The sequence below is a fragment of the Lichenibacterium minor genome (assembly GCF_004137685.1).
Taxonomy (GTDB): Bacteria; Pseudomonadota; Alphaproteobacteria; order Rhizobiales; family Beijerinckiaceae; genus Lichenihabitans; species Lichenihabitans minor.
On the sequence record NZ_QYBB01000015.1, the window covers coordinates 55661 to 74661 of the forward strand.

Genomic DNA, 19001 nt, shown 5'->3' on the forward strand with positions numbered 1-19001 from the left:
CCGGCGGGCCGGCTGCGATGATTGCACGATCAAAGTTATGCGCCTATGGCAAACATGCAAGTGATTTCGTAACCTCTGTCCATGCAGCCATCCATCACTTCGACCGAAGCGTTCGGCCACGCCCTGAGCGGGCCGCCTCTCCTCTACGACCCTGCGCCGGAGTTTCACGCCCGCACCACGATGGGCGAGCGCTCGCTCGCCGACTATCGCGGCCGCTGGCTGGTGTTCTTTTCGCACCCGGGCGACTTCACCCCCGTCTGCACGAGCGAGTTCATCGCGCTGGCCCGCGCCGCGCCGCGTTTCTGCGCCATGGACTGCGACCTCCTGGCCCTGTCGGTCGACAGCCTGCTGTCGCACCTCGCCTGGCTGCGCTCCATCCGCGAGGATTTCGGCGTCGAGATCGGCTTCCCCATCGTCGAGGACCCCTCGATGGCCATCGCCTGCGCCTATGGCATGATCCACGCCCGCGCCGCGAATGCGGCCGCGGTACGGGCCGTCTTCGTCATCGACCCCGACGGCATCGTGCGGGCCATCACCTGGTATCCGCTCACCACCGGCCGCTGCGTCGAGGAGCTGCTGCGCCTCGTCGAGGCCCTGCAGACGTCCGACCGGCACGGGGTCAACACGCCCGAAGGCTGGCGCCCGGGGGATGCGGTGATCCTGCCGCCGTCCCTCACCTTCGGCGGGGAGGCGTTGCCGGACGACCGGGACGGCGGCTGGTACTACCGCACCGGGCCGCTGCCCGGGCCGGAGGGCGGTAACCCGTGACGGCGCCGCCTGAGCTCGACACGGCGGCAGAGCGGCTGCGCGCCCTCGCCAACCCGGCGCGGCTGCGCATCGCCCTGCGCCTGCTCGACGGCGAATGCGCCGTCGGGGCGATCGAGGCGGAGCTCGGCATGCGTCAGCCGGCGCTGTCGCAGCAACTCGCAGTGCTGCGGGAAGCGGGCCTGATCGCCTCCCGCCGCGACGCCAGGGCGGTGATCTACGCCCTGTCCGAGCCCGACGGAGCCGCGCTGGTGCGCGGCCTCGCGGCGGGGCTGGGCCTGGCCGGGTCGTCGGCACCTGCGCCCGCCGTCCCGATCCGCCGGCCCGCGTCCGCCCTGATGGGCGCGGCCTTCGCCAGCGTCGGGAGGCCGGCATGACGGCGGCCGACGCCCTGCGGGGCGTCGCCGGGGGCGCCCTGATCGGCACCTCGGCGGCCCTGCTTCTCGTCGCGGACGGCCGCATCGCCGGCATCAGCGGCATCGCGGCGCGCCTGCTCGGCCGCCCGGACCACGACACGCCCTGGCGCGGCGCCTTCCTGCTCGGCCTCGTCCTCGGTCCCGTGCTCTACGCCGCCGCGTCGGGCGGCTGGCCGGCGGTGCAGATCGAGGCGCCCTGGCCCGTCCTCGTCGTCGCGGGGCTGCTGGTCGGCTTCGGCACGCGGCTCGGCTCGGGCAACACGAGCGGCCACGGCGTGTGCGGCCTCGCCCGGCTGTCGGGCCGCTCGGCCGCCGCGGTCGCGACCTTCATGGCCGTGGCGGTCCTCAACGTCTTCGCCACGCGCCACCTGGGGATTCTCCCGTGAGGGTCCGCGTCGCCGTCGCCCTCCTGGCCGGACTGCTGTTCGGGGCGGGGCTGGCCCTGTCGGGCATGATCGACCCGCGCCGCGTGCTCGGCTTTCTCGACGTCGCCGGTTCCTGGGATCCGACGCTCGCCTTCGTGCTGGCGGGCGCCGTCGGCGTGTCGGCGCTCGGCTACCGCGCGGCGCGGCGTATGGGACACCCGCTCTGCGCCACGCGCTTCGACCTGCCCACGCGCACCGACGTCGATGCGCGGCTCCTCGTCGGGGCGGCGCTGTTCGGGGTGGGCTGGGGCCTGTCCGGCTTCTGCCCGGGCCCCGCGCTCGCGGCCCTGCCGCTGCTGCCGCCGAAGGGCGCGCTGTTCGTCGCCGCCATGCTGGCCGGCATGGCGCTCCACCGCGCGCTCCCCGCGAAATCCTGAGAGGACCGCCATGGACCCGCTGCACCTGTCCCTCGCCGTATTCTGCGGCGGCCTCGTCGGCCTCACGCTGGGGCTGATCGGCGGCGGCGGCTCCATCATGGCGACGCCGCTGCTCCTCTACGTCGTGGGCCTGCCGCCGCACGTCGCCATCGGCACGGGGGCGCTGTCGGTATCGGCCAACGCCCTGTTCAACTTCGCCGGCCACGCCCGCTGCGGCCACGTCCGCTGGCGCAGCGCCCTGATCTTCGCGGCCGTGGGCACGCTCGGCGCCCTCGTCGGCTCGACGCTGGGCAAGCACTTCGACGGCCAGCGCCTCCTGTTCCTGTTCGCCGTCCTCATGATGGTGGTCGGGCTGCTCATGCTCCGGGCCAAGCCGGCCGCCGCCGAGGCCGATCGGACATGCACGCTGGGCAAGGAACTGCCGCGGGTGTCGGGTGCCGCGCTGGCGGTCGGCGGCCTTTCGGGGTTCTTCGGCATCGGTGGCGGTTTTCTGATCGTGCCGGGCCTGCTGGTGTCGACCCGCATGCCGATGATCTTCGCGGTGGGCTCGTCGCTGCTCGCGGTGGCGACCTTCGGCCTTGCCACGGCGCTGAACTACGCCGCCTCGGGGCTGGTCGACTGGCCGGTCGCGGGGCTCTACGTCGTTGGCGGCGTGCTCGGCGGCCTCGCCGGCAGGCGCATGGCCTCCGCGCTGGCGCCGCATCACACCGCCTTTACGCGTCTCTTCTCTGGCGTGATCTTCGTGGTGGCGGCCTACATGCTGTGGCGCACGGTCGGCAGCATGGCTACCTGAGGGCCGATCCAGAACGAGGTGGTTCGCGACATCGCCGTCGCGGCCACGCGGGCCTCGTCCGGGCCCATCGCGTCGATCCTTATCGTTCGCAGTAGCGGTACGTCACCTTCACGCATTCGTTCATCCAGTCGACGACCGTCGGGCTCCTCACGTCGAGCACGACGTCGGCCGTGTCGGCCTGTGCTCCGGGGTAGCGGCAGGTCGGTTGGGCCCTGCGGGTCCTGTCCGGCCCAGGTGCGAGGGCGATCCTGCAGTCGTCGTCTTTCGACCGCGTCCGGTCCGGCCCGAGGAAGCGTGTGCCGGGCGAGGACGGGTCGTCGCAGCCGTCGCTGGACCAGCGCCCCGTCATCCAGGGCGACGGCGGGGAAGCCCAAGCCTGTGTACACAGCTCCAGGACCGTGCTGAGGGACACGACCGCCACCTTCACGCGCGCTGCACCGCCCATCCTCGTCCTCCGCGCATCGGTGGCGCGCCGATCCGGTCGATCGAGCGCCAGCCTCGCGCGATCGCGAGAGCCCGTGTCCGTGAACGAAGTGGTGATGGTCGGGCGTCGTCAACGCGACACGCCGAGCCAACGCGGGACGCGCCGTTCGTAGGCGACCCAGTCCTCCCCGAAGCGCGCCGCCATGTGTCGCTCTTCGGGCACGATGGCCAGATCCGCCACGGCACGCGCGGCTAGGGCAGCGCCCACAGGCAGCCAGGGGTTGGACGAGAGGATGCCCGCCCCAGCCAGCGCCAGGGTGTTGCCGAGGTAGATGGGATTGCGTGTCAGCGCGAACGGCCCCGACGTCACCAGCGCCGTGGCGGGGCGGTGGGGCAGAATGTTGGCCCGGTGCCGGCGCATGGTCGCCATGGCGGCGACGTCGAACGCCAGCCCCGCCGCGAGCGCGGCCGCGCCGAACGCGCGAACGCCCGTGGGCAGGCGCCGCCTCAGAGGCAGCGCGCGCCCGAGGCCGACCGCGGCGACGGCCGCCACGCCGACGACGAGCGGCGGCCATGGCACGGTCGACGGGGCTGCAGCCCCGTCGTCGATTGTCGTCACCTCGGCGCCGTCCAGCCCCAGCGCTCGAAGATCGCCTGGCCGCTCGGGGAGGCCAGGAACTCCGCGAAGGCCTTGGCCTCGGGCTTCTTCTCACCGGCGGCTGTCAGCGCCACGCCGGTGTCGCGGTAGATGCGGTACTCTGGCTCGACCGGCACGGCGTCGGCGATGGTGGGGTTGGCCACCTGCCAGATGTCCCAGATGATCCAGGCGTCGATGCTGGTGTCGTCCGTCCAGGCCTTCTTGGCCTCGGCGCTGTTCTTGGCGAACGCGACGATGTTGGCCCGCAGCGCCTTGACGTCGGAGATCCTGCCGGTGCGGCCCGCCATGTCCTCCCACAGCCCGCCCTGGCCCGACCCGTTCACCACAAGCACGCGATGTCCGGGCTTGAGCAGGTCGGCGAAGCCAGCGATGTGTTTCGGGTTGCCCGGCCGCACCAGGATGGACGACGGGCGAAGGTAGAGCGGCGTGACCGTCGCCGGGTCGAGCACGCCGGGTAGCGCGTTGGCGAAGTCCGTCATCATGGTCTCGGCACCGCTGTAGATCACATCGCCGTCCGCCTTGGCCCTGTCGATCCAGGCCGGCGTCGGCCCGCCGACCACGTCCACCGTGACGCCGGCCTGCTTGCCGTAGGCCGCGGCGGCCTCCTTGACGGCGGGCAAGGGGCCGCCGGGCCCGTAGACGTGTAGAGTCTCGGCGGCCGCCGCGGCGCCGCTCCAGCAGAGAACAACCAGTGCCGCGGCCGTACCGGCCTGACGCAACGTGCGCATGTTGGTCTCTTTCATCGCGACATCCCCAGTTGCTCGAAATGTCCGCGAGGCAGCCGCGGACGTCGTCCTGTGTTCGTGGGTCCAGCGCGCAGCGTTACGACCGCAATCGATCGTCGTTCGCGATCGGTATCGCGTCTTCGCCCGCCCGCCATCGGAACATCTCCGAGCGCCGGTTGCGGTCGGCAGGTCGGGCGAAGAAAGCAGGGCAACCGATCTGTTCTCTCGATCGAAACGAGCGTCGATCGATATTGGTCTCAGGACTGAGTGACCATCATCTCTACGGCATGGGCATCGGACGATGCCGCCCCCTGACCTAGAGATGCGACCATGACACATCTGAGAAGCGCCATCCTGATAGCTTTCGCCCTGGCATGCGTCGCTGCTTCGGGGACGGGCGGTGCGGAGGCAAGACCCGCGCGTCCGCCAGCCAATTTGGCTGCGCCGGAGCGGCTCGTCATCCCGCCCGACGACTACCGCGGGCCCGACGGCGCCTATGGGTCGACGGCCGACATGGTCCGTTCGATCGAGGGGACGCCATGCGGGCAAGCCTGCCAAGTCAGGTCGTTTCAGCGCTGGAATCCGCCGGGCGGCCGTGACTGAGATGGACTGGGCCACCCGTCGCGGCGGCGTCGCCCCGCTGCCAGCCGGGACTGCGTCGGCTACCGGTCGACCTTCATGGCCGCGAGATAGGCGACGATCTCGTCGGCGTCCTGATCCGACACGGGCGCCTTGAACACCTTGACCATCTTGGTGACCTCGTTCCGCCATTCCGCCCGCGACAGGGCGGGCTGGTTGAGTACCATGCCGGCGGAATGGCAGGCGAGGCAGTTGCTCTCGATCGCGTCGGCATGGGGACCCGGCGGAAAGCCGCGGTCGCTCGAGGGGAGCGTGACGACGGCGCTCTTCAGCGTCACGCCGCCGCCCGACACGGTCGCGTCGGCCGCGTCCGCGGCCGAGGCGGATCCGGCGCCGAGCAGCAGGGCTGCTGCGGCAACCAGCAGGCCGGCGGCGTGCCGTCGGGGTGCTGTCGAGTGGCGTCGGAATGGCATGGCGGTCTCCTGTCGGGACGCGGGGTCAGGCCACGGGAAGGTCGAGCGTTTCGACCACGTTGCGCATGAAGCCGTTCGGGTTCCAGTTCGGCGACGAGGGCTGTGAGCGGCCGTCCGTGTCGGTGCAGCGCACCGCCAGCCTGAGCGAGCCGGATGCCGGCGCGGAGGGCTCGGCGGTCCAGCGCCGGAACGAGTAGGTGCCCTCGTCGGTCCCGAGCTTCGCTGCCGCCCAGGTCGCCCCGCCGTCGGTCGACAGCTCTACCTTGCCGACGCCCTTGTCGCCTCCCATCGCGATGCCGCGCAGGGGCAGCGTGGCACCCGCGGGCACGCGATCCCCCGGCGCCACGCTGGTGAACCAGCTCCGCGGCACCATGCGGTTGATCGGTACCGTGGGATAGCCGGTCTCGCCGGGCCTCACGCTGGCGTGCGGCGTGTCCGGGATGCGGTAGGCGTTCTTGGTCCAGAAGCTGTCGTCGGGCTTGTCCAGCACCTCGATGTCGGACAGCATCTTGACCCAATAGGTCGAATACCAGCCCGGCACCACGAGGCGCAGCGGGAAGCCGTTCAGCACGGGAAGCTGGTCGCCGTTCATCTGGAAGGCGATCATCACCTCGCCGTCGCGGGCGTGGTCGATCGCGAGGCTCTTCATGAAACGCGGTGCCTCGTCGACCACCGGCGTCTCGAGACCATGCGTTCGGACCGCGACGGCCCCGGATTTGACGCCGGCGCGGTCGAGCACGTCCCTGAGCGTGACGCCGACCCATTTGGCGTTGCCCATGGCGCCGTTCAGCCACTGCGCGCCGGCGACGCGCGGCTCGAACAGCCCGCGCGAGTTTCCGGAGCACTGGTTGATCGCGGCGAGCTCGACGTGACGCATCCCGAGCAAGCTCCCGAGCGTCATGGCTTCGGGACGCTCCACGTGGCCATGGATGTTCAGGCGGAAGCTCGCGACGTCGACGATCTGCGGGATCACCGCCCAATGCCACCGGACGAAGAACTGGTCGTTCGGGGTGAAGACGCTCTCGTTGAAGGCGGACAGCGGCGTCTCAAGCAGCGGGGGGCGCGTGCGCTGCAGGATCATCGCTCTCTTGCCCGGAAAGGCATCGGTGATGGCCCGATCACGCGGATCGCTCGGCAGGGGCAACGCGATCTCGGCGGCCCGCGCCTTGGCGACGCCGATCGCCGCGGCGGCGAGGCCCGCCTGGCCGAGCAGCGCCCGTCTCGTCGTGGGGCGGCCCGCGTTGAATGGCATGTCGTCCCCGTCCTCTGAAAGCTACGTCACCTTGCCGTTTGGGCGCGGTGCGGTCCAATCGCCTCTTGCGAATGGTGGACGGGTCGCACCCGCGCGTAGGCCTCGGCCAGGACGAGGAAGAACGCGGTGTGGGCCAGCGCGAAGGCCGCGATGCCGAGGCTTCCGAGGTGGCGCGAGCCCGCGAAGCCCTCGCCGGTCGCCGGCAGGACTAGGGCGGCGTTGACGAGCCAGACCGCCAGCGCGGTCGCCAGCGCCTTGCACCACGGCGGCCCCGGCAGACGCGGCTCGACGGCGGCGTAGCCCAGCGCCATGGCGAGGCCCACGGCGGCGTGGAAGCCGATCTGAAAGGCGGGCGTGGGCGCCGGCAGGGCACCCATCCTGGCCGTCGCCAGCGCAACGTCGGCGGAGCTTTTGAGAAGCCGCAGGAGCCCGCCGTGTGCGGTCGGCACGCCCAAGGCGTCGAAGCCCCACAGCATCGCCGTGTTGAGGGCGTCGGCGGCGACGCCCGCCGCTAGGGCCGCGCCGGCCATTCGAAGGGGCACCCTCAAGGCACGTACTCCGTCAAGCCGCGGAGCGCGTCGACCGGCCGGCCATAGATCGCGTGCCGCTCCGGGAAGCCGCGCAGCGCCACCGTGTCGACGAGGTCGAGCGGGAGGTCGAGCCCGTCCACGAAGGCGTCGGTCGCCAGCAGCGGCAGGGCGTAGGACTTGCACAGGCGCTCGACCCGGCTGAGCAGATTGAGGTCGCGCCCGATGGCGGTGAAATCGAGGCGGTCGCCGCCTCCGACGTTGCCATAGGCGACGTCGCCGACGTGGAGGGCGACGCCGACCTCGAAGGGCTGTCCGGCTTCGTCCCGCAGGTCCGACAGGGCGGTGAGGCCGTCCTCGGCCGCCGCGAAGGCCGCGCGACGCGCCTCGGCCACGCCTCGGCCAGCGTCGAAGACCGCCAGCACCCCGTCACCGGTATATTTCAGCACCTCTCCGCCCCGCGCCTCGATCGCGGGCACGAGGGCGCCGAACATGCGGTTGAGGCTCGCCACGACCGCGTGGGCCCCGACCCGGTCCGACAGCTCGCCGAAGCCGCGCAGATCCGTCAGCATCATGGCAGCCCGCATAGGGCGGACGTCGCCGCGGCGAACCGTGCCGGCCAGGATGCGGCGCGCCGGGTCGTGGCCCACATAGGCTTCGAGCACGTCGCTCAGCATGCGGTCGAGGCCCTTCAGCTCGAAGACGAGCGAGAACGGGTCGGCGAGCGCGACGAGCGCCGCGACCGCCTCCGGCGAGAACCCGCCCGCGGCGTCCGTCGCCCAGGAGGCTGCGCCGGTCCGCCCTCCGGAAGCCCTGAGCGGCACGATGAGGTAGTGGGTGAGGCCCTCGGCCCTGAGCTCCTCCAGCATGGGGAAGGGCAGCGGCGCCAAGCCGTCGAGCCGGCACAGCAACGGCTCGCCGGTGGCCACGACGTGCTCGACGGGGTTGCCGTGGAACACGTCCGTCCCTTCGACGCCGTGACGTCTCCGCAGTTCGACCGTCGGCCGGCCGCGGTGCCAGACGCGCATCACCCACCGATAGGACGGATGCAGCGTCGGCGCATGCGTGGTGGCCCGGACCAGCGGGAGGCCGAGGTGGATCAGACGTGCGCTGAAATCCTCGAGCAGCGCTCGCGCGTCGGGAACATCCCGTCCCGCGCCGCTGAGCCACGACGCTGCCTCCCTGCCGAAACCGGGTCGGAGCCCACACGCATCGATCATCGTTCTAATCCCCGCGCAGGTATCACATCATCCGGTCGAGGTCGTCCATGCTCGGACTGCCCACATGCTTGACGCCGTTGACAAAGAATACGGGAGTCGAATCCACCGCAAAGGCGGACGCTGCCCGATCGCGCTCGGCATTGATCGAAGAATAGAGGGCCTGATCCTGCAGGCAGCCTTGGAAGGCGTCGTGCGCGATGCCGGCCTGCTTGGCCGTTTCTTCCAGCGCGGTGACGGGCTTGTCCGTGAAAGCCCAGTCATTCTGCTTGGTAAAAAGGAGGTCGAGGACCGCGTCCCGCTTCTCGGCCCCGGCACACCGCCCGAGCATGAAGGCTGCGGTCGAGAGCGGGTCGAGCGGAAACTCGCGCAGCACGAAGCGCGCGCGACCGGTATCGATGTACTTGGCCTTCAAAGCCGGCCAGACGTCGGCATGGAAGGCCGCGCAATGGGTACATGTCATGGACGCGTATTCGATGATCGTGATCGGGGCGTCGCCTTTGCCGATCCAAAGATCGGGCAGCGGCTGCTTCGACATCAGCTGACCCACGTCGACGGTCCTCTCCGCCGCGTCGGTTCCCGGCGCGATCCCGGCGCTGGCGATCAGGATGAGAGAGAGGAGGAAAGGTCGAACCGCGCGAGACAGGGCGGATCCGGATCTCGCCTCGTCGACCGGAGGACATCCGGCTCGCTCGATACGTGCCTTGGGAGCGACAAATCCCTCACAATCGATCAGCTTCATGCTTTCATAAACTCCAACTCAGTGCGTTCTAAAGATCACGACATCCGCCTTGGGGGTGTCGCTCCGCCCGCGCCCTGTTTCGTCGCGCCTCAAGCGAGGCCGAGGACGCGGATCAGGCCGAGGCTCAGCGCGCCGAGGGCGGCGAGGGAGAGGGTGACGGCGCCGGTGACGCGCAGACCGGCCCTGGCCACCACCCGGACGTCGACGCCGAGGCCGAGCGCCGCCATGGACAGGATGGTGAGCACGTTGGCGACGGTGGCCGTGGGGGCGAGGGCGGAGGCGGGCACGAGGCCGGCCGAGCGCAGGGTCGCGAAGGCCAGGAAGGCCAGGATGAAGGGCGGCACCATGCGGTGGACCGGGACGTGGCCGGGCTTCGGGCGGTCGCCGGCCGTGACGTTGGGGGCGGGCTCGTCCGTCTCGTCGCGCAGGCGGCTCGCCAGCATGGACAGGACGAGGACCACCGGCCCGAGCATCAGCACCCGCACGAGCTTGACCAGCGTGCCGATCTGCACCGCGGCGGGGCCGACCGGGGCGGCGGCGGCCAGCACCTGGGGCACGGCGTAGACGGTGAGGCCGGCTAGTGCGCCGAAGCGGAGCTGGCTCATGCCTAGCGCGGCGCCGAAGAACGGCAGGCCGAGCACCACCAGCACGCCGAGCACGGCCGTGAAGGCGATCGAGGCCGCGACGTCGTCGCCGTCCGCCCCGATGGTGGGCGCCACCGCCGCGATGGCGGAGTTGCCGCAGATGGAATTGCCGCAGGCGACCAGCACGGCCATGCGCTTCGGCAGGCCGAGCAGGCGACAGATGCCGAAGCTCGTCGGGATGGCCAGGACCACGACGCCGGCGATGCCGAACAGGAGGCCCGGGCCGACCTCGGCCAGGGTGCGGAACGAGATGGACACGCCGAGCAGCGCGACCGCGACCTCCAGCATCTGCTTGGCGCCGAAGGTGATGCCGGCGCGGAACCGTGCGCCGGGCGTCCAGGCGGTGCGGACGGCGGTGCCGGCCAGGATGGCGAGCACGAGGGCTTCGAGCCAGGCGCGGCCGAACAGGTGGGCCTCGCCGGCCTCGAGCCCGTAGGCTGCGGCGGTGACGCCGGCGCAGAGCGCGAGGCCGGGCAAGACCTTGGCGGCGCCGCGGCCGACGCCGGCGAGCGGCAGGGGGCGGGCTCCGATCTGCTGCGGGATGAGGGGCTGGTCCGACATGGCGTCCTCGTTGTCTCGGTGACAGCAAGGTCGCGCCAATCGACCGTTCGATCCAACGCAAGATGACGAACGAATCGATCGAGGTGGCCGATGATTCTTGCGCCTTCTCGACCGTAGCCTTCCGATCCGATTACATCGATTTAATCGATCGTTCTCAGTGGAAATGACGGTTGGAACGATGGACGGCTCAGTTTCACATCAACGTCATGTTTGGTGGATGATCCGCCGACTGCTCGGGACCAGAGGACGACCGACATGGTCAGATCCGATGCGAACTGAGATGAAAGAAAGATGTGAACATGACGACGTTCAAGATCGCCGCCGCTGCCGCTTTGGTCCTCCTGCCTCTCGCTGCTGTACCGATGCCGGCGCTCGCCGCCTCGGCCCACAATTCTCGGCTCGGTGCCGACGGCCCCGTGTCGAACAACTCTGCACCGACCGGGATGGCGGCTCGCGCGAAAGCCATGCGGCAGCACAAGGTTCGCTGATCGTGCGACCGGGCCGGGGTATCGGCGCTCCGGCCTGGAACTATCTGCGACCCGCCCTCGGGCGGATCGCTTGATCGCGACACGACGGCACGCGACGCGATATCGGGCATCTCGCTGCTGATCCGAGGGACAGCCCTTCAAGCGGCACACCGACCCGTGTCGCCTGGCCGCCGAGCCGTCGTGGATTCGCCCAGGCCGAGCAGCACCCAGGCCGCGGCGAGCTGGAGCGGCATGCCGGCCACCAGCATGACGAAACCCGCCCATTTCTGGTCGACGAGTGGCGGCACGTCCCAGCGGCAGATCACGTCGAGGTAGGGCGTGTAGATGACGGCGGGCGCCATCATCCAGACCACCGCCACGACGGTCATCGGGAGAGTCCCGACCCAGACCAGCAGTGCGACGCGCCAGTCGGCGTGGATGCGCCGCGTCGCCGGCATCACCTGTGCCCAGATCATCAGGCCCGTCAGCAGCTCCAGCGCGCCGAGCGGCGCGGCGTAGAGGGCTCCGGCCAGCGTCGGGTTCAGGAGGCCAGGCAAGCTCACCGCCGCGCTGAGCGCTCCGAAGGTCGCGAGCGAGAGGATCGGATCGAACAGGACGGCCGCGGCACCGACCGCGGCGCTACGCGATCGCGGCAGGGCCGCCAGCAGCAGCGGCGGCACGAGCTGGTTCAGCGCCATCAGGGCGCCCGTGTAGCTCGCCATGGAGGCCAGGGGATCGCGCAGACTGGCCGCGGCCGCGGCCGCGGCTGCGAGGCCCGCGATGCCGGCCGCGGCCCTCAGGGCCGCGCCGTCACGCGCCATGGATCAATCCCTCGACATCGCGCGCGAGGGCGGCGGGGTCCGCTGATTGTGAGAAACCATAGCGCAGACGTGCCCGCCCGTCCGGCCCCACAGCGGTCACCACGGACGAGTGGTCGAGATAGGCGCCGCCTTCCGCGCTACGCCACGTCACGCCCCAGGCCCTCGCCGAGGCAGCGAGCGCCGCCTCGTCCGCCACCAACCCCACAAAGGGGGCACCCGCCTCGGGGGTAAAGCTCACGAGGTAGTCGGCGAGGAGCGGACCGGTATCACGCCGCGGGTCGAGCGTCACGAAGACGACGCGCACCCGCTCGGCATCGGGTCCGAGGCGGCCGACGGCATCCCTGAGGTCGGCAAGCGTCGAAGGGCACACGTCCGGGCAGTGGGTGTAGCCGAAATAGACCAGCACGACGCGCCCGCGCTCCGCCCCGATATCGAACGGATGCCCGTCCATGCCGGGGAGTGCAAGCGGCAAGCGCGGCTCACCCGGCACCGGCGAGCCCGCCGTCGCCGGGGTCGTTCCCCGCAGAGCCCAGGGCAGTGCTGCGGCGATCGCGAGCAGCGGCGCCGACCGAAGCAGCCAGCGCCGGCCGAAGGCCTTCACCAGACCGACCAGCCCTGCGCGCGCGTGATGTTGTTCACGAAGGGCCAGAAGATCGGCACGTAGGCGGCCGCGGTGGCGACTGCCGTGAAGGCCGTGATGAGGCCGAGTTGTTCCAGCGCCTTGGCGAGCGGCGACAGGTGGCGGTGCGCCACGATGCCGATGGGCTCGCCGCCGTCGAGCGAATAGCTTTCCGCGCCGCCGAAGGCCTGCGCGAAAGGGATCGGCACCGGCGTGGACAGGCGTCGCGTGAAGAGGCTTCCGAGAAACACGACGTAGAAGCAGAACGTCGCGAGCCACAACACGATGCCGCCCACCGCTACCATCGTCAGCGGAAAATGCGCGTCGCCGTAGAACCGGTCGTAGACGGTCTGCGGCAGGAATGAAACCCAGGCGCGGCGCGGCACGCCGTGCAGGCCCGCCCAGTGCATGCCGAGCGCGAAGACCGACATGCCGCCGAACCAGAGCCACGCCGCCACGAGCGCCAAGCGACGGCTGAGCAACTTGCGGCCGGTTAGGTGCGGCATCATCCAGAAGGCCACGCCCATGAAGGTGAGGGCCGAGGCGGTGCCGACCGTGATGTGGAAGTGGCCGGGGATCCACGTCGTGTTGTGGACGATGTTGTTGAGCTCCCAGCTGCCGTTCACGATGCCGCCGGCCCCCCCGAAGATGAAGGTCACCATCGCGAGCACCTGGGCGGCCACGCTCGGGTTGCGCCAAGGTAGCGCGGTGAACCAGCCGAGCACGCCGCGCCCGCCGGCAAGACGGCCCGAATATTCGAGGCTGAGGCCGATCGTGAAGGCCGTGATGAGGCTCGGCAGCGCCACCGACAGCGTCAACGCGGTGAGGATGCCGCGCCACACGGGCGAGAAGCCGGGGTCGGTGAATTGGTGGTGAGAGCCGACCGGCAAGGAGAAGACCAGCAGCAGTGCGAAGGTCAGCCGCGCCATGGGGTCGGACACGAGCTTGCCGCCGCATTGCTTCGACAGCAGTCCGTACCAGGACACGTAGGCTGGCATGAGCCAGAAATACACGATGGGGTGGCCCGTCCACCAGAACAGGGTACGGCCCACGATAGGGTCGATCGTGTCGACGAGGCCGGCCGACCAGGGGTCGAGTTGGACGATGAGTTCGATCGCCGCCCCACCGCCGGCGAGGCCCCACATGAGCATGGTGGTGGTGCTCATGTAAGTCACGAGCGGCGTCACCTCGCCCGGGCGGCGGGCCTTCCAGCGCGCGCGCATGTCGAGCAGGATGGGCAGCGGCAGTAGGCTGCCCAGCACCACGAGCGTCATACCGAAGTAGAAGAAGGGGCTTCCCTTCAGCGGCGGGTAGAAGGTCCACAGCACGCTCGAGCTGTTGTCGAACATGGCGTAGAGCAGCATCAGCGTGCCCGCGGCCATCAGGCCGAAGCAGGACCGCCACAGCAGCATGTTGGGCGCGAGCCCGAGCTCCCGCGCCGGCAGGTAGATCAGCAGCCCACAGGTCACGAAGAAGGTGAAGATATAGGCGTTCAGCACGCCGTGGATGGTCAGGCCCTGGTAATAGGTCTGCAGCACCGGGGCGAGGGCCGGATAGACGTTGATTCCGCCGTAGTTGAGGGCCTGCAGCGGGCCGATGGCGGCGCCGATCATCAAGGCCGAGAAGCCCCAGACCAGGAAGGCCAGCATGGTGCGGCGCTGCGCCGCCAGGGCGTCGCCGGCCGGGCGGGACAGGGCGCCGGTGGGCGCGAGGGCGATGCTCATGCGGGGCTCTCGATGCTCACGCGGGGGGCTTGGGGTCGACGATGATGCGGCCCAGCATGGCTTGGTGCTCGATGCCGCAATATTCGTTGCATATGATGTCGAGCGTGCCCGCGTGCTTGAACATGTAGGTCACCTCGCCCGTGATGCCGGGCACTGCGGTGACGTTGATCGTGGTACCCTTGACCTCGAAGCCGTGCAGCACGTCGATCGACGTGACGTAGAACGTCACGGTCGCGCCCTCCGGGATGTGGAGCGGGCTCGGCGTCCAGCCCCACATATGGGCGACCATATGGACCGCGTAGGCGTTCGGCCCGGTCTTGACGAGGCCCGCATCGGCGGCCGGGACGACGCCCGGGGCCGGGCCGCCGAGCGCCGTCGGGTCGGAACGATATGCGGCCGTGCGGACCACGACGCCATAGTCATAGACAACGAAGTACATGGTGCAGGCCAGGATGCCCATCAGCATGACCAGGGTCACGAAAACCCAGGCCCGCTCGTGGCGCTCGGCGGCCTTGTGGAAGGCATCCTCGAAGCCGGGACGCCCGGCGATGTCGCTCATCGTTTGTCTCTCAGCTGCGGGCTTGGAACACGGCGGCGGTGAGCCACCAGATCACCGTGATAGCGAAGACGAGGAAGCCTGCCACGACCCAGGTCCCGGTCGGCCGCACGGGCCGCTCGTCCACCGAGCCGACCGTCTCGTCCGTCCGCCTCGTTCCGCCCTCCGCCATCACTTCGCCTCCCCGGACGGCGTTGGCGCGCTCGCGGCAGGCGGCACGGTGCCGGCGGGCGGCGTGACGGCGGGATCGCCCAGCACGGCGCCATTGACGGTCCGCCCGTACATCGAGGTCGGCGTGTTGTGGAACTTCATGCGGGTCTCCTGGACGTCGCCGGTGAAGCGCGGGTCTTGCGGGCGCACCTGACTGTCCATGTAGGTTGCGACGTCCCAGGCCTCCTGATCGCTGAGCGAGCCGGCGAGGCCGAGCGGCATGTTGGCGTGGATGAACTCGGCCGCGTTTTTGACAGAGCCCATGCCGGCGCCCCAGTTGAAGGAGCGCGGCCCCCACAGCGGCGGGAAGGCAATCTTGCCGCCCGAGGACTGCCCCTGGCCGTCCGGGCCGTGGCAGGACGCGCAGTGCTGGGCGTAGACCTGCCCGCCACGCGCGAAATCGGCCGGCAGCGGCGGCTTCGGTAGCTCGGGGAAGCCGCGGCCGGGCGCCTTCTCGTCGACCGGAAGGCCCTTGGCGAGGAAGTAGGAGTAGCTTTCGAGCGCCACCAGCACGGGGTCGCCGAGCGGGGGGACCTTGCCGTTCATGCTGTAGCGGAAGCAGCCCTGAAGCCGCTCCTCGAAGGAGTTCACGTGGCCGTTCTTGGCCCGGTAAGCCGGATAGGCCGTGTAGGCCGGGCCCATCGGGGCCGAACCGGCGAGGCGCCCGGCCGCGAGGTGGCAGTTGCTGCAGCGGAGGTCGTTGCCGACGTAATGGGCCGCGTAGGTGCCGGGCTCGCGGAAGATGTTCTGGCCGAGCCGGACCTCGTCGCCGAACTTCCCCTCCGGGATGGCGCTGTTGGGTGGCGGCTCGTAGGTCTTGGCGGCCGGCTTCGCGTCGTCGCCGGACCACGGCAGCCCCCAGCCGCCGACCAGCGTCGCCAACGCGGCGAGCGCCGCCATGCTCGCGGCGGTCCCGGCCAGGGCGGATCCTATCCTCATGGCTTGCCCCCATCCCTCGGCAGCGACGCCGCATAGTCGGCGACGGCGCGCATGTCGGGCGTGTCGAGCCGCCCGGCTATCGCACGCATATACTGCCCCTTGGGGTCGCGATCCGCCCCGCCGTGCCAGCGCTGGAGCTGGTCCACGATATAGGCCGCGGACTGCCCCGCCAGCCGCGGCGAGAAGCTCCCTACCCCGAGCCCATCCGTGCCGTGGCACTGCGAGCAGGACAGCAGCCCCTTGTCGGGCGCGCCGTTGAGGAACAGCGTCCGCCCATGGTCAAGGGCCGCCGCGGCGACCGGCAGCGGGTCGGGGTTCCGCGGCACGGGGAGACTCGCGTAATAGTCGGCCACCTCCCGGCGTTCGGCCGGGGTGAGCGCCGCCGCGTAGGACGACATGACATAATTGCGGCGCGCGCCGGAGGCGAAATAACCGAGTTGCTCGTGGATATAATAGGTCGAGAGCCCCGCGAGGCGCGGGATGCCGACGTCGGGCTGGCCGGCGCCGTCCTGGCCGTGGCACGACGAGCAGGCGGCCCGCCCCACCACCGTGCCGTGCGCCGCGATGGCGGCCCCGGCCGCGACCGTGGCCTCGTCGGCCCACGCCGCACCGCTCGGCATGGCCCAAGCGGCCACGACCAGCGCCACCCACGCTGCTCTCGCCGTAGCCAAAGATCCGCGATGGCGCAGCCCGTCGACCTTCAACGCCTATCCCCCATTTGAACTGCCGAAAAACAGGCGCCGAACCTCGACAAGGCGGGGCCTCGGCGCCCGTCGACAGTGGGCCGGCGCTCCCCACCGGTCCAATCGTTTGATCGGAACGGTTCCATCTCACGGCTCCTCGCCGTCCGCCGGCCTTCTGCGGGCGAGTTCGAGGGAGAAGCGCCTCACCCGCTCGCGGGCCTGGTCGACCCGGCGCAGGACGGCCTGAGCCTCCACGAGCAGCACGGCTCCGCCCGGCGTGAGCCGCAACCCGCGGCCGACGCGGTCGAACAGTGCCACCGCAAACTCGGCCTCTAGCGCCGCCACGGAGGCGCTAACGGCCGACTGAGCGATGTGGAGGGCACGGGCCGCATCCGTGAGGTGCTCGCGCTCGGCGACCGCGACGAAGACGCGCAATTGCTCGAGAGTCACGCGTGCGTCCCGCGCGGCCCGGCCGGTCCGTCCCGGCGTCGCGCCCTCCTTCGGAGGCCGCCTCCGGCGATCCGTCTCCGGCTCGCCCTGCGCCGCAGCGCTCACGGGCTTGCCCCATAGGGCTTGAAGCCGTAACCCTCAAAGATCTTCAGGGCGGTCGGCGAGCGGATGAAGGCCAGCCAGGTCCGCGCGGCCTCCTCGTGCGGCGCACCCTTGACCATCGCGCCCGCGTAGACCGCGGTGGCATTGTCGGCCGCCGGGATGGCGACGTGCGCGATCGGGTGTCCCACCTGCTCTTGGAACACGGCTTCGGACTGCCATGTCACCCCTGCCTGCGACACGCCCTGCATGAGAAACAGCGGCGTCTGCCGGTGGTGGATATGGGTGAGCGTCGTCGAGCCATCCTTCACCTTGGCGCCGTAGACGGCGTCCGCGAGCGCGTCGCCGCCGGCCTTGCCGAGGGCGATCTTGATCTGCCGCGCCACCCCTTCGAACTCGGGGTTCGGCATGGCCAGCTTGATATCGGGCCTCCCCAGGTCGGCAAGGCTGGCCACGTGGGCTGGGTTGTCCTTCGGTACCATGATGGTGAGCGTGTTGGTGGCGTAGGGCACGGCTGGGCCCGCGAGATGACCGTCGTCGATCAGGCCCTGCACCTTCTTCAATCCAGCAAAGTAGGCATCGGGCCTGACCTTGAAGGTCATGTTGCCGACCGTGATCACGCCCCCAGCCTCCATCTGCTTGACGAGGAGCCCCGGCGGGATCGTCTCCCAGAACAGGCGCCCCTTGTACTCCGGGTGCTCCCCCTCGAAGGCCTTCACAAGCGGCGCCATGGCGAAGAAGTAGTTCCCGCCCACGAACAGGACGAGCTTCGGGTCGTCGAGGCTGCCGTGGAAGTCGGCCATCACGTCGACCTCGGGCACCGTGAAGGCGAGGCCGCGGTCGGTCGCGTCGTTGTTGGCCCCGTCCTGCCAGGGCGGGAACACATAGTCGGGAAAGCCCGAGGTGGTGCCCTCGGCAGCCCGCGCCCCGGAGGCGCCGAGCGCCAGGGCGCAGCCGAGCAGGAGGGTTCGGATCGTGCGTGTCATCGGGGAGCCTTCACTTGGTGTAGGAGAAGCCGGCCTGTTCCAGCTCGGGGATCGTGCCGACGGCGCCGGGGGTCAGCACGACGCCGGGCACGAGGTGGTTGGTCAGCTCCGCCGCCAGCGCCTCGTGGCTCAGCTTGTCGGGGTTGACGCCCTTTTCGATCAGGCCTGCCGCCTCTTCCCAGATGGCGTTGTGGCAAGACATGAAGACGACGCCGCGCGCCATCAGCGCGGGGATCGCGTTGTCGGCGGGCGAGAACGCGCCGGCCGGGTTCTCGTAGTCTGACGGATCCGACGACTGAGCGCCTTTCTGCAGGATGAGCGTGTTATCCTTGAACTTGCCCCCCGTGAGCTCGCCGAGCTTGTACTTGTCCCAGGTCGGCTGATCGTAGAGCGCGAGGTGGGCCGTGCCGTGCGTGGCCGAGACCGCGAGAAAGTCGGGGTGCTTGAAGGACCAGATCTGGGCGTTGAGCGCGTTGCGCATCAGGTTGAGCCAGGGGCTCGCGATGTCGGTGTTGTCCCAGACCTGCTTGGGGCTGGGCCTGTAGGCCAGCACGGCATCGAGCGCCTCGGCGTCCCACTGGTCGCGGTCCGTTAGGATCATGGGGACCGTCTTGAAGTCGCGTCGGCGGGGCGCCTTCGCGAGGCGGTCAATGAGGTCGCGCAGCGTGTCAGCGCCGGGCGGCGTCAGCGGAGCGGCCGCCTCTGCGCGGGCCGGGCCCGACAGGGCGACGCCGGCGAGGCCGAGCCCGAAAGCGTGGAGCACGGTGCGGCGGGGGAGAAAGGTCTGCATGGGTCGTCCTCCTGGAATGCCACAGAGATCGTATCCGAGGAGGCCCGCGTCCAACGTCGGTTTCCGATCGCATCGTTCGA

General features: G+C 70.3%; 25 protein-coding genes. 6 read left to right on the top strand and 19 right to left on the bottom strand.

From position 1 onward, the window contains the following. Nucleotides 1-81: 81 nt before the first annotated feature. From D3273_RS14300 to D3273_RS14320, 5 genes are read left to right on the top strand one after another with little or no spacing between them, the layout of a single operon-like run. Entirely contained in the window at nt 82-768 is a 687-nt protein-coding gene (locus D3273_RS14300) for a peroxiredoxin (RefSeq protein WP_129227569.1), read from the top strand. After that, nucleotides 765-1142: an ArsR/SmtB family transcription factor gene (locus D3273_RS14305; protein ID WP_129227570.1), complete on the top strand. Its 378-nt coding sequence runs from the start codon at nt 765-767 to the stop codon at nt 1140-1142. Before D3273_RS14300 ends, D3273_RS14305 begins: the two co-directional genes overlap by 4 nt. Beyond that, a complete protein-coding gene (locus D3273_RS14310; protein WP_129227571.1) occupies nt 1139-1567 on the top strand; it encodes a YeeE/YedE family protein in 429 nt (142 codons plus the stop codon). The genes D3273_RS14305 and D3273_RS14310 overlap by 4 nt, the downstream gene beginning before the upstream one ends. Next, nucleotides 1564-1983: a DUF6691 family protein gene (locus tag D3273_RS14315; protein ID WP_129227572.1), complete on the top strand. Its 420-nt coding sequence runs from the start codon at nt 1564-1566 to the stop codon at nt 1981-1983. The genes D3273_RS14310 and D3273_RS14315 overlap by 4 nt, the downstream gene beginning before the upstream one ends. A 19-nt stretch (nt 1984-2002) precedes the next feature. Next, complete coding sequence (locus tag D3273_RS14320; protein WP_207210781.1) at nt 2003-2776, top strand: sulfite exporter TauE/SafE family protein; 774 nt, start codon at nt 2003-2005, stop codon at nt 2774-2776. A 79-nt stretch (nt 2777-2855) separates the two neighbouring features. Here D3273_RS14320 and D3273_RS14325 read toward each other — a convergent pair whose 3' ends face one another. The 9 genes from D3273_RS14325 to D3273_RS14365 form a co-directional block, all read right to left on the bottom strand. Continuing rightward, complete coding sequence (locus D3273_RS14325) at nt 2856-3221, bottom strand: hypothetical protein (protein WP_129227574.1); 366 nt, start codon at nt 3219-3221, stop codon at nt 2856-2858. Nucleotides 3222-3329: 108 nt separating this feature from the next. Then, nucleotides 3330-3818 carry a methyltransferase family protein gene (locus D3273_RS14330; protein WP_245501163.1) on the bottom strand — a complete coding sequence of 163 codons (489 nt, stop codon included), beginning with the start codon at nt 3816-3818 and terminating at the stop codon, nt 3330-3332. Further along, on the bottom strand, nt 3815-4600 hold the full coding sequence (locus tag D3273_RS14335; protein WP_129227575.1) for an extracellular solute-binding protein: 786 nt from the start codon (nt 4598-4600) through the stop codon (nt 3815-3817). The genes D3273_RS14330 and D3273_RS14335 overlap by 4 nt, the downstream gene beginning before the upstream one ends. A 644-nt stretch (nt 4601-5244) precedes the next feature. Further along, nucleotides 5245-5634, bottom strand: coding sequence for a c-type cytochrome (locus tag D3273_RS14340; RefSeq protein WP_129227576.1), 390 nt, complete (start codon nt 5632-5634; stop codon nt 5245-5247). Between the two features lie 25 nt (nt 5635-5659). Beyond that, nucleotides 5660-6886 (bottom strand): molybdopterin-dependent oxidoreductase, encoded by a 1227-nt coding sequence (locus D3273_RS14345; RefSeq protein WP_129227577.1) that lies wholly within the window; start codon nt 6884-6886, stop codon nt 5660-5662. Nucleotides 6887-6912: 26 nt separating this feature from the next. Further along, nucleotides 6913-7434, bottom strand: a complete 522-nt coding sequence (locus D3273_RS14350) for a hypothetical protein (protein ID WP_129227578.1) — start codon at nt 7432-7434, stop codon at nt 6913-6915. Continuing rightward, nucleotides 7431-8633 (bottom strand): adenylate/guanylate cyclase domain-containing protein, encoded by a 1203-nt coding sequence (locus D3273_RS14355; protein WP_129227579.1) that lies wholly within the window; start codon nt 8631-8633, stop codon nt 7431-7433. The genes D3273_RS14350 and D3273_RS14355 overlap by 4 nt, the downstream gene beginning before the upstream one ends. Before the next feature lie 22 nt (nt 8634-8655). Beyond that, nucleotides 8656-9372, bottom strand: coding sequence for a thioredoxin domain-containing protein (locus D3273_RS14360; protein ID WP_129227580.1), 717 nt, complete (start codon nt 9370-9372; stop codon nt 8656-8658). An 89-nt stretch (nt 9373-9461) separates the two neighbouring features. Beyond that, complete coding sequence (locus D3273_RS14365; RefSeq protein ID WP_129227581.1) at nt 9462-10577, bottom strand: YeiH family protein; 1116 nt, start codon at nt 10575-10577, stop codon at nt 9462-9464. A 299-nt stretch (nt 10578-10876) separates the two neighbouring features. Here D3273_RS14365 and D3273_RS14370 point away from each other — a divergent pair, with 299 nt between their 5' ends. After that, nucleotides 10877-11065, top strand: a complete 189-nt coding sequence (locus D3273_RS14370) for a hypothetical protein (RefSeq protein ID WP_129227582.1) — start codon at nt 10877-10879, stop codon at nt 11063-11065. Nucleotides 11066-11202: 137 nt separating this feature from the next. Here D3273_RS14370 and D3273_RS14375 read toward each other — a convergent pair whose 3' ends face one another. The 10 genes from D3273_RS14375 to tetH all read right to left on the bottom strand — a co-directional run bounded on the left by D3273_RS14375 (nt 11203) and on the right by tetH (nt 18921). Then, on the bottom strand, nt 11203-11865 hold the full coding sequence (locus D3273_RS14375) for a cytochrome c oxidase assembly protein (protein WP_129227583.1): 663 nt from the start codon (nt 11863-11865) through the stop codon (nt 11203-11205). After that, complete coding sequence (locus tag D3273_RS14380) at nt 11855-12466, bottom strand: SCO family protein (protein ID WP_245501164.1); 612 nt, start codon at nt 12464-12466, stop codon at nt 11855-11857. The genes D3273_RS14375 and D3273_RS14380 overlap by 11 nt, the downstream gene beginning before the upstream one ends. Then, complete coding sequence (locus D3273_RS14385; protein ID WP_129227584.1) at nt 12463-14208, bottom strand: cbb3-type cytochrome c oxidase subunit I; 1746 nt, start codon at nt 14206-14208, stop codon at nt 12463-12465. Before D3273_RS14385 ends, D3273_RS14380 begins: the two co-directional genes overlap by 4 nt. 16 nt (nt 14209-14224) lie before the next feature. After that, the gene (locus D3273_RS14390) at nt 14225-14767 is read right to left on the bottom strand and encodes a cytochrome c oxidase subunit II (protein ID WP_129227585.1); all 543 of its coding nucleotides are present in this window, start codon (nt 14765-14767) and stop codon (nt 14225-14227) included. A 10-nt stretch (nt 14768-14777) separates the two neighbouring features. After that, a complete protein-coding gene (locus tag D3273_RS28260) occupies nt 14778-14936 on the bottom strand; it encodes a hypothetical protein (RefSeq protein WP_165359496.1) in 159 nt (52 codons plus the stop codon). After that, nucleotides 14936-15913 (bottom strand): c-type cytochrome, encoded by a 978-nt coding sequence (locus tag D3273_RS14395; RefSeq protein ID WP_129227586.1) that lies wholly within the window; start codon nt 15911-15913, stop codon nt 14936-14938. Before D3273_RS14395 ends, D3273_RS28260 begins: the two co-directional genes overlap by 1 nt. After that, a complete protein-coding gene (locus tag D3273_RS14400) occupies nt 15910-16560 on the bottom strand; it encodes a c-type cytochrome (RefSeq protein ID WP_129227587.1) in 651 nt (216 codons plus the stop codon). The genes D3273_RS14395 and D3273_RS14400 overlap by 4 nt, the downstream gene beginning before the upstream one ends. Before the next feature lie 183 nt (nt 16561-16743). Then, complete coding sequence (locus D3273_RS14405) at nt 16744-17046, bottom strand: LysR family transcriptional regulator (RefSeq protein ID WP_129227588.1); 303 nt, start codon at nt 17044-17046, stop codon at nt 16744-16746. A 101-nt stretch (nt 17047-17147) separates the two neighbouring features. After that, entirely contained in the window at nt 17148-18131 is a 984-nt protein-coding gene (locus D3273_RS14410) for a substrate-binding domain-containing protein (protein ID WP_129227589.1), read from the bottom strand. Nucleotides 18132-18141: 10 nt separating this feature from the next. Next, the gene (tetH, locus tag D3273_RS14415; protein WP_129227590.1) at nt 18142-18921 is read right to left on the bottom strand and encodes a thiosulfate dehydrogenase; all 780 of its coding nucleotides are present in this window, start codon (nt 18919-18921) and stop codon (nt 18142-18144) included. Nucleotides 18922-19001: the final 80 nt, after the last annotated feature.

Excerpts from the sequence above, each read along its gene's own strand:
- D3273_RS14355 (WP_129227579.1), bottom strand. The coding sequence starts at position 8,633 with ATGATCGATGCGTGTGGGCTCCGACCCGGTTTCGGCAGGGAGGCAGCG.
- D3273_RS14365 (WP_129227581.1), bottom strand. The coding sequence starts at position 10,577 with ATGTCGGACCAGCCCCTCATCCCGCAGCAGATCGGAGCCCGCCCCCTG.
- D3273_RS14310 (WP_129227571.1), top strand. The coding sequence starts at position 1,139 with ATGACGGCGGCCGACGCCCTGCGGGGCGTCGCCGGGGGCGCCCTGATC.
- D3273_RS14360 (WP_129227580.1), bottom strand. The coding sequence starts at position 9,372 with ATGAAGCTGATCGATTGTGAGGGATTTGTCGCTCCCAAGGCACGTATC.
- D3273_RS14390 (WP_129227585.1), bottom strand. The coding sequence starts at position 14,767 with ATGAGCGACATCGCCGGGCGTCCCGGCTTCGAGGATGCCTTCCACAAG.
- D3273_RS28260 (WP_165359496.1), bottom strand. The coding sequence starts at position 14,936 with ATGGCGGAGGGCGGAACGAGGCGGACGGACGAGACGGTCGGCTCGGTG.
- tetH (WP_129227590.1), bottom strand. The coding sequence starts at position 18,921 with ATGCAGACCTTTCTCCCCCGCCGCACCGTGCTCCACGCTTTCGGGCTC.
- D3273_RS14340 (WP_129227576.1), bottom strand. The coding sequence starts at position 5,634 with ATGCCATTCCGACGCCACTCGACAGCACCCCGACGGCACGCCGCCGGC.
- D3273_RS14335 (WP_129227575.1), bottom strand. The coding sequence starts at position 4,600 with ATGAAAGAGACCAACATGCGCACGTTGCGTCAGGCCGGTACGGCCGCG.
- D3273_RS14370 (WP_129227582.1), top strand. The coding sequence starts at position 10,877 with ATGACGACGTTCAAGATCGCCGCCGCTGCCGCTTTGGTCCTCCTGCCT.
- D3273_RS14375 (WP_129227583.1), bottom strand. The coding sequence starts at position 11,865 with ATGGCGCGTGACGGCGCGGCCCTGAGGGCCGCGGCCGGCATCGCGGGC.
- D3273_RS14345 (WP_129227577.1), bottom strand. The coding sequence starts at position 6,886 with ATGCCATTCAACGCGGGCCGCCCCACGACGAGACGGGCGCTGCTCGGC.
- D3273_RS14325 (WP_129227574.1), bottom strand. The coding sequence starts at position 3,221 with ATGGGCGGTGCAGCGCGCGTGAAGGTGGCGGTCGTGTCCCTCAGCACG.
- D3273_RS14395 (WP_129227586.1), bottom strand. The coding sequence starts at position 15,913 with ATGAGGATAGGATCCGCCCTGGCCGGGACCGCCGCGAGCATGGCGGCG.
- D3273_RS14410 (WP_129227589.1), bottom strand. The coding sequence starts at position 18,131 with ATGACACGCACGATCCGAACCCTCCTGCTCGGCTGCGCCCTGGCGCTC.
- D3273_RS14300 (WP_129227569.1), top strand. The coding sequence starts at position 82 with ATGCAGCCATCCATCACTTCGACCGAAGCGTTCGGCCACGCCCTGAGC.
- D3273_RS14385 (WP_129227584.1), bottom strand. The coding sequence starts at position 14,208 with ATGAGCATCGCCCTCGCGCCCACCGGCGCCCTGTCCCGCCCGGCCGGC.